Origin of the sequence: Dolichospermum sp. LEGE 00246 (assembly GCF_015207865.1) — a bacterium.
GTDB classification, from domain to species: domain Bacteria; phylum Cyanobacteriota; class Cyanobacteriia; order Cyanobacteriales; family Nostocaceae; genus Dolichospermum; species Dolichospermum heterosporum.
Window position 1 is genome coordinate 1 of sequence record NZ_JADEWA010000203.1, and the last position, 9,106, is coordinate 9,106.

Consider the following 9,106-nt stretch of genomic DNA (forward strand, 5'->3'; position numbering starts at 1 on the left):
AAGTTACTTAATAGGCTTTATTTTTTGGCAGATAATGTTAACCTCAGCCAGAAAAATTAGGTAGATAAAATTCTCCTGACTGGAATTTTTCAAAAATATCGTAAAAATATCAATAATCTGAGTCACATCTGCGGAATGTGGGTTTGAACAAGTTTTTAATGTATAAACAAACCCCTCTTGTAAACCTCTCCCCGAAGCGGGGAGAGGCTTTGAAACCCCCTTCCCTCCTAGGGAAGGGGGGCAGGGGGGTTAGGTTTTTGGAGATTATCGGTTTCATCTAATACTTCTCAAACAACCTCTTAAGCAAAAGCTCAAATTGTGACATTGCGAAGTATATAAAGTCCGTAGAAAAAAGATCGAGTTTGTACTTTATTAACCCAAGTTACAATTTAATGAAATTACCATTTCAGGCTATTTCTAGGTCGCGCTTCGCTATCGCATTCACCCATAATTAGCAACTTGGGTTAATAGTATTAATGTGTGATGTGTTCCAGATAATGTACAATCGCCTGTGCTGTTTTCAAATTAGTTGCTACTAACACCTGATTGATATTGCATATTCTCAAAAATGCTTCTTCATTAGCTTGTCCTGCTTGAGTGGTAAGAAAATCTCTGAGGAAAATCACTGCTAAAATATCTCCAGCATTGAGCAGTAAATTAATTCTTTGATATCCTCCAGATGTTGGTGGGGGGATTTCTTCACTCACAGTAATACCAGCCTGTTGCTTTAAAACTTCACTGACAGATGGCCAGCTAATTGTCAGGCTTTGAGAGAAAAATTCTTGATGTTGAGCAACCAAGTCAGCTAGTTCTGATTTATTGCTTTCGTGAGCAATGAGGACTATATTTTTTTGAAGGTTCATTTGACTAGCTTCACTCTTCGTATTTGTTTCTACATTGTCAATAGCCGGAACTTCTTCAGCTTTAGAAACGGCTTCTAATATTTGACTAACTGGCTCAGTATCACCTGCTTCTGTTGTAGAAATAGACGCTTCTATTTCTAAGTTTTCTGCTGTAGAGACAGCATCTGTGGCTGTTAGTTCTTCACCTACTTCTGTTGTAGAAATAGACGCTTCTGGTTCTAAGTTTTCTGCTGTAGAGACAGTATCTGCGGCTGTTAGTTCTTCACCTACTTCTTCTAGGCTTGTACTACTGAAATCAACATCTTCATTGCTGAAAACTTCCGTAACTTCTGCTTGACTATCAATGTTATGAACAGGTGCAATTATCACTTCAGCCAGAGATTCGTTTAACGCATCGGCGACGGCTTCAGGTGCTTCTGCATTAACATTACTAACGAGTTCTTCAGTCGGTTGACTAACAGTATCACTGCGTTCAATAGAAGTTTCTTCTGTGACTGTAGTGACATCTGTAGTGGCTTCTGGGTGAACTTCACTCACAACTTCTAAACTTTCCTGACCACCATCATCTAAATCTAAATCTACCTCTTTATAAGCATCAGTTACCGATGGTAAAATATTTAGATCGCGGGGTTGTACAGTTGTCAATTCTTGCAAAATTGGCGGACTTAAATCTAAATCTACCTCTTCATAAGTATCAGTTACCAATGGTGGAATGTTTAGATCGCGGGGTTGTACAGTTGTCAATTCTTCTAAAATTGGCGGACTTAAATCTAAATCTACCTCTTCCTCACGATTATTTGTCGCCACATCAGTTACTATCTCCCGTAATTGACTAGCAATATCTTGTGATTGGACAAAGATTTTTTCTTCTACTAGTTGATTTTCAGGAGCAGTTATTACCTCTTCATTCTCTGAGGAAGCAGCATGAATAACTTCAGATGCTGGAACTTCCTCCTGAGTTGCAGGTGCAGGAATGATAACTTCTCCACTAAATTCGCTAACTACCTCCGGTTCTAGATTAGTAATGTTAGCAACATTAACATTTTCAAATAGTGGTCTAGAAAACAGTGCAGGATCTATAACCCTAAATACTGTTTCGGGTAATTGTTCAGGTACAGGTTTAATGTCTTCTACTATCAGAACATAATCTCCAATCTGGATAGAGTCTTCGTGGTTTAAGACGTATGGCAGATTTTTTTCGGCTAATTTATTATTAATGATTGAACCATTCCTGCTCTCAGTATCGCAGTAATAATACCTGCCATCTTTAAGAAAGAACTTACCATGTACGCGACTGACATCTGGACTTTCTAAGGGTAAGTCACAATCAGGAGAACGACCTATTATGCACTCTCCTTTTGGTATAGTTGCTGTGACTAAATCGAGTTCATTTACCTCATTTTGTGTGGGTAAATAGGTAATTTTGACTTTCATATTAATTTTTGGTTAATTTTATTAATTTCTGTTACCCATCGTTGACGGTAATTGTGTTCTAAATTGAGAATATCATCTTGTGTCCAATGAAAATGATAAGCAATAAACGCTACCTCCTCATACAAGGTGTCAGAGGGGTAGCTTATGACTCCCCCGCTAGTGATAGCTCTACAGGAAATTGAGCATTACAGTGTGGACATTGAGTAGGAATATGTGTATTTCCTTGCTGATTAATCCGATTGTAAAATTCTCTAAGATAGGCAATGTCATGTAATAGTAGTTCTTCGAGTAAATCAGAACTAACAGAGTTTAAACTACCTAAACGTATAATTACACGAGAAAACATTGCCAAAACACTATAAGCGGAGTTATCTTGAACTTTACGCTCTTTCTGTACCAGAATTTCATCTTTGGCGGTAGCTAAACGCATTTTGCCATGACGATGCAAGCGGTTTTGGCTATCAATTAACCCTCGTGGTAGAGTGAAGTCAAATTCAGTGCGGAGGGTATCCTGTTTAGAGGCCATAAGTCCTTATTATCTAGTTGAATCAATTATGCAGAAGTGGTTCCGAGAAAGTTACCTTCTCCTCTGGTAAGGAAGTTTCACCTTCCAAACCATTGATATAACGATAAAAGTCTTGGAGATAATTTAAATCTTGAGCAAAAAAGTTTTCTACCATAGCAGGACTAATTTCCGATAAAGCACCCAATTGAGTAATCACACGCGACAGTATGATAATCGTAGCATAAGCTGGATTAGCTTTGACACGAGGATCGCGTAAAGGTGCTATCTCATCTATTGCCGTTGATAACCGCATCACACCTTTGCGGTGGAGGTTGCCTTCTGAGTCCAGATACCCTTTAGGCAGTGTAAATTCAAACTCTGTTGCAAACATATTTTAGTTTATTAACCGCACTTGCACAACTTAGTCCGGGTCTAGGTGGAGATTATCGAGATTATCTAATTCTTGCCTTTTAAGTAATCGGACAAAATTAATTACACAAAAATCTGGGCTGAAATCCTTGACTGGCAAAGAATTGGTAAATAACCAATATGTAATTAATTCTGTCCAGGTACTTACCTTTTCCCAATTACCAATGACTACTTCACACGCTTAAATTCTTCATAAGCAACTTCAATTTCTTCAATTTCTATATCACTACTGCGAGCATTGACATCGGCAATTTTATAACTAGCAGGCCAAGCGCCAGCTAATTCAAATCTTGCCTGTTCTTTTCCTGCTTGGTCATAGATAGTCAAAGCAGCATTTTTGCGTTGACTAGCCCATTTACCTTCTTGAACGGTTTCAAACCATTTCCAGATAGCTAGAGAATTGGTCATACCTCTCTTAAGAGTGATATTGCCGCTTTTCACATTACCGGGAATCTTAGTTCTGACAACTTGACCTTTATCTGATGCACCCCATTTATTAGGAGTGACTTCAGTGATTTCAATAGCATCTTGGCTTCTTTTAAAGCCTTGACACTCTAAAAAGAAACCATCAACATTATCTTTTTGACCGTCTAGTGTCAGCCCCAAATAGAATCTATGGGCTGTGAGAATTTCTGGAACTTGACCTGCTATTTCTGGCACTTTTGATTGCTGATCAGACTAATTTAGGAATTATTGAACATATAGCAATAGACAGGAGGTGAGGATATTATTAAAATCTCAACCTCACAAGATGATAATGTTTTTACTTTTGCCCATTGCTATGTGGCTGCAAAAATTATTCTTAGGTAGGGGTAATTCATGAATTATCCCCACTTTTACTCCATTGTGCGTCAGTTCGGTTATTTGACCCGTTTAACGCCTTCGTGAACCAATTCAACGGTTTCATTAGCCATATCGCCACCAGATGCAGTTAAGGTGGGACCTGTATATTTACAGGGATAACAGTTAACAATGTTCCATCTGGCTTTTTCACTGCCTTGTTGGTCATAAGCAACTACTGAACCGGTCTTACGATTTTGCGACCACTGTCTAGGATCTCCCATGTCTTCGTTACACTTTTGATACCATTGATACAAATCTACGTCATCAGTGGCAATAACTTTCAGTGTTATGTTAGTAAATTTTACTATTGTCGGTGTGGCTTGACGCATGATTTTACCAGACTTAGATGAGCCGTGGATATCTTGTGCTGGAGTGCTTTCAACGCCTAATCCACTAATCTCTTTAATGAATTTATCAGTAATTCCGTCAGCCTCGAAGTAAAATTTACAAGCCGTTAAAAATTCCCCTGCCATAGTGATTCAAACTCCTGTGCAATAAGTGTTATAAAGTACGTTCAAGCTGGAATTTTCTGCTACTCATCATCTCCGATGCCATTCCACTGACTGACGCGGAAGATCACAAATTCAGCAGGTCTGACAGGACAAACTCCGACCTCAATATATAGACGACCTAATATTCGGGTTTCTGGTGGGTTGAGTTCCTCGTCACACTTGACATAGAATGCTTGTTGTGGACTAGATCCAAATAAAGCACCTTCACGCCAAATCCGCTCTAAAAAGTTACTAACCGTGCGTCTGACACGGGCCCATAAATCCTCATCATTGGGTTCAAAAACTACCCATTGAGTACCTAGTTCAATGGATTTTTCGATATAACTAATCAATCGCCGAACGCTGATATAACGCCACTCGGTTTTATCTGGCTCAACGAGGGTTCTCGCTCCCCAAATGCGGATACCACGGTTGGGAAAGGTGCGAATACAGTTAATTCCCAAGGGGTTCAATAGTTCTTGTTCCCGGAAGTTGGTATCATAACCTAAACCAATTACTCCTCTAGGGACTTCATTAGCAGGGGCTTTATAAACACCTCTGGTTTCATCAGTCCGCGCCCAAACTCCCATGACATGACCACAGGGGGGGACGAGAATAGGATTACCGCGATCGCGTGGGTTGGCAACTTTGATCCAAGGATAATAAAGTGCGGCAAACATGGAACGACGGTTAAATCTATTCAACCATTCCACTACTTGCTGCGGTTTGCTAAATTCTGGTGGTGGATCAAGCAAAACCATGCGGTTGGGCGGATTAGGAATATCACCACTAGCTGAACCTTCGCACATACTGATCATCAGTTCCATGATACCGTGGACTTGGTCCAAGTTCATGATTTCTGCTTGATATGCCCGCATTAAATCGGGACAAGCCAGCATGGTGATTTCATCTATTTCAAAAAGCCCTCTTACCCCTGTCCGGTCATCACGTATCCCTTCCAAATCGCTAGAAAATCTATCAACGGTTGCTGGGACAATCGGCGGTGCTAGTTCGTACTGACCATTAGCCGGACGGCGAGATAAAGGTTGTCCAGATTGAGAAATGTCTTGCACCTGGAGATACATAGAATTTCTCAAAGCGGCGATCGCATAGGTCGCTATCTGGGGTGTGGTTTCACGGTTCATGGTTAAGTTCTCGAATTGCTCAAGAACTTCATCACCACGGCGAATCTGCACGGAAAAGTACTCACCAGTATTAGGTGGGGCTTCACCTTCTGTTCCTTCTGGCAAAGCGCGAGGACCACTATCGCTAATTAAAATATTGATTGCTCCACTTGCTGCTTGCTCAGGACGCAAAGCAAAGCGCAGCGTTGGACGATTACCTCTACCATTAATTCTCAGGGTTGCTGGTTCTGGGTTGGCTGGCTTGGGTGCGCCTGGTAACTGAGTACCAATGCTGGTCACGTAGCAACGACCACCACCGTTCATAAAGTAGCCATAGACCGTGAAAGGTAAGTAGGCGTTAAAGTCGGTGAACCCATCGGAGTTAGGACGGGCAAAGTAGTTAAGATATTGCGTCCAATTCGTAATTAACATGGGCTTAAATAACTCAGCCCCATCACGAATATCTTCCGTAAAGCCGACAAACCCAGCGACTGCCGTACTCACACCTTCAATCGGGCGGCTGCCACGGTCAATTTCTTCAATATATACACCTGGAGCAAAGTAATCAAGTCTGGCCATAAAAGCGTCTCCTAGTTGGTAAACACCTAAATTATTCAGGAGTTAGTAAGATTTCTTTGAAGCTATAACTTTGGCTATCAACCAAGACATTGACATCCCTGGGTAAATAGCCAGGACAATTGATTGTCAAAACATAATTACCTATACGCAGGTCTTCAAAAAAGAAAAGTCCTTCTTGATTGCTGACTGCGGATTTTTCAGTTTTCAACACTGAAACTTTTGCATCTACCAAAGGCTTGTTAGCTAACGCACTTTTCACAACCCCAGCGATCGCTACTCGTTTTTTAGTCTCAACCGAGCTGTTACCATTAGCATGAAATTGGTTTTGTAAACTGAAAATTCGTTCCCAAACCAATGGTACCGTTGCAGACTGTGGCTCTAAGGGTGCTGTTACCGTCAAAAACAAGCCAGCACGCAAGGGTACATTGAGAGCACTCCATAAAGAGCCAACCTCAATGGGCGGATCAAGAGCAACTGTCATTGACAAATTGCCATAACCCCGCAATTCTGGCATCAAAAAATCCTCTTGCAGAGAGCGATGACGCAACAGCACGTTCAAAGCTTCACTCAACAAGTGATGCTCACCTAAAGCAGTTCTGTCCCAAGCTGTTAATAATAGAGATACATCAAACCAACTAGGTGACCAATTGACTGTGGCAGATTGCAGACCGTTGTTTGATTTGCGTTCTACTTGTCTGCCAGAATGCTGCATTTGTTTACTCTCACGTAAATCATAAACGTACAAATTGAGAGTTGGGCCTGCACCCTCTTCCCGGCGATGACTAGGATGGCTAAAGTCAATCTGCTCGGTACTTATCAGTGAGGTTCCTCCAGCTAGAATTTCTGCTAATGTTTGAACAACAAAGATAAGCATGAAAGTGTTTGGCTGGCAGCTAATACATACCCATTTACAATATCTGTATTAGTCATTTCTATGTAATTAGACTTTTGTCGATACTTTTTCGATTAGGGATAGCTGATAGCGTGGCGTAATCCCGAATTAGTTTTTTTGAGTTGAGTTTGGTACATTCGTTGAATCTTTAGAACCCTGATTTGATTGTAAAGAAAATATAAACATTCCAGCAAAAAAAGCTAGTACAATAGCTAGTACAGTCGCTAATCCAATCAACAGATTTTTTTGAAAAATATGAGAATTTTTTGAGTTCTCTAAATGTTTTGACTTTGGTTGAAAGATTGTATTATCCGGTGTGTTGTTATTAATTTGAGAAACAGGTTGGGGTAAAATTTCGTTATTCGCAGCAGGAGAGGGTGTAGGGCGGGATTGAACAATTGTCCCTTCCGGTGGTTTCGGTTGAATGGATTGTACGGGCTGGGGTAAATTCTCATTATTCGCAGCAGGAGAGGGTGTAGGGCGGGGTTGAACAATTGTCCCTTCCGGTGGTTTCGGTTGAATGGATTGTACGGGCTGGGGTAAAATCTCGTTATTCGCAGCAAGATAGGGTGTAGGGCGGTGTTGGAAAATTATCCCTTCCGGTTGCTCTGGTTCTATTTGTTGTAAAGGTCGAGGTACAGTTTCGTTATTCGCAGCAGGAGAGGGTATAGGACAGGGTGGGAGAATAGTCTCTTTCAGTGATTCTAGTTGAATGGGTTGTAAAGGTCGGGGTACAGTTTCGTTATTCAACCCTTGATTGTACAGAGGTTGATTTGATTCAACTGAGGACAAGGGTTTAGAGATAGTTGGCTGATCAAGTATGGGTTCTGGGGAAACAAAATATTGCTCCTGCTTTGTACCCGTATTTGCTACAGGGTCGCTGGCTGCTTGCAAAGCCTGATTGAGTTCAGCTACGGATGCAAAGCGATTATTCGGGTTTTTGTGTAGACATTTTAGCACTACAGCTTCGATATCAGTAGATAAGTGTTCACATCCCGGTTGTTCCCGCAAAGGTGTTGGTGGTTCATAAGCATGGGCTAAAACCCAGGAAGCTTCACTGATATTATTACCCTTGACGCTGAAACCAAAGGGATCTGCTGCACTTAACATTTCATATAGGATGATGCCTAAACTATAAATATCAGCTCTGGCATCTAGATTTTTCTTGTTTTGGATTTGCTCAGGCGCAGCGTAACGAAATGTGCCGATAAAAGTATTAGTGAGACTAGTCTGTTCAGAAGATTCACTACGGATTTTGGCGACACCAAAATCTAATATCTTCACCCATTCTCCCAAATCTGTAGGGACAAGAAATATATTGTCAGGTTTCAGGTCACGATGAATCACCTGAATATGTTCATTACTGCCATCTTTTTGCAGAGTCACTCCTTGATGCGCCATCTGTAAACCCTGACAAACTTGAGAGATAATACTCACAGTTTGTTCCACAGATAATCGTTGTTCTCGCAACAATAATTGTCGCAGTGTTTGACCGCGCAAATATTCCATCACATAAAAGGGATATCCTTCTGGAGTCATCCCACAATCACTAATCTTGACAATATGGTCACTTTGCAAAGCTGCACAAACTGCTACTTCTCGCTCAAAACGCTTTCTCATCTCTTGGGATGTTACTAGCGTATCTTTGAGTAACTTCAACACTACCTGCTGACCAAGACGGGTATCTGTTGCCAATAAAACCTCTCCCATACCGCCGACTGCTAAAGGTCTATCTATCCGGTATCGCTGGTTATCACCGATAGAGCGCCCATGCCAATAATTTGAAGAAGGTGGAAAATTCATCTGATGGCAATCTTCCTATGTTTAATTTCAGTTTGTGAACTACGGCGATTTAGTTAAATCAATTTAAGTAATATAGGGTGGGCATTGCCCACCCTAGGTATATTTCAAAAATCAAATATTAACTCTATATTAAAAGTAATTAC

Annotated in this window: 9 protein-coding genes; all 9 read right to left on the minus strand. The window is 40.9% G+C overall.

The window, feature by feature from the left end; genetic code table 11:
* Positions 1-473: 473 nt before the first annotated feature.
* Positions 474-2,297 carry an FHA domain-containing protein gene (locus tag IQ228_RS14255; RefSeq protein ID WP_193963254.1) on the minus strand — a complete coding sequence of 608 codons (1,824 nt, stop codon included), beginning with the start codon at positions 2,295-2,297 and terminating at the stop codon, positions 474-476.
* Positions 2,294-2,476: a DUF6760 family protein gene (locus tag IQ228_RS27445; RefSeq protein ID WP_370566895.1), complete on the minus strand. Its 183-nt coding sequence runs from the start codon at positions 2,474-2,476 to the stop codon at positions 2,294-2,296. The genes IQ228_RS14255 and IQ228_RS27445 overlap by 4 nt, the downstream gene beginning before the upstream one ends.
* Positions 2,440-2,823, minus strand: a complete 384-nt coding sequence (locus IQ228_RS14260) for a phage tail assembly protein (protein ID WP_193963256.1) — start codon at positions 2,821-2,823, stop codon at positions 2,440-2,442. The genes IQ228_RS27445 and IQ228_RS14260 overlap by 37 nt, the downstream gene beginning before the upstream one ends.
* A 22-nt stretch (positions 2,824-2,845) precedes the next feature.
* A complete protein-coding gene (locus IQ228_RS14265) occupies positions 2,846-3,193 on the minus strand; it encodes a hypothetical protein (protein ID WP_193963258.1) in 348 nt (115 codons plus the stop codon).
* A 206-nt stretch (positions 3,194-3,399) separates the two neighbouring features.
* Complete coding sequence (locus IQ228_RS14270) at positions 3,400-3,891, minus strand: phage tail protein (RefSeq protein ID WP_193963260.1); 492 nt, start codon at positions 3,889-3,891, stop codon at positions 3,400-3,402.
* Between the two features lie 200 nt (positions 3,892-4,091).
* Positions 4,092-4,547 (minus strand): phage tail protein, encoded by a 456-nt coding sequence (locus IQ228_RS14275; RefSeq protein WP_193937309.1) that lies wholly within the window; start codon positions 4,545-4,547, stop codon positions 4,092-4,094.
* A 59-nt stretch (positions 4,548-4,606) separates the two neighbouring features.
* Positions 4,607-6,268, minus strand: coding sequence for a phage tail sheath C-terminal domain-containing protein (locus IQ228_RS14280; RefSeq protein WP_193963262.1), 1,662 nt, complete (start codon positions 6,266-6,268; stop codon positions 4,607-4,609).
* 31 nt (positions 6,269-6,299) lie between these two features.
* Positions 6,300-7,142: a Pvc16 family protein gene (locus IQ228_RS14285; RefSeq protein WP_193963264.1), complete on the minus strand. Its 843-nt coding sequence runs from the start codon at positions 7,140-7,142 to the stop codon at positions 6,300-6,302.
* A gap of 126 nt (positions 7,143-7,268) precedes the next feature.
* Positions 7,269-8,963 (minus strand): serine/threonine-protein kinase, encoded by a 1,695-nt coding sequence (locus IQ228_RS14290; RefSeq protein WP_193963266.1) that lies wholly within the window; start codon positions 8,961-8,963, stop codon positions 7,269-7,271.
* Positions 8,964-9,106 lie beyond the last annotated feature (143 nt).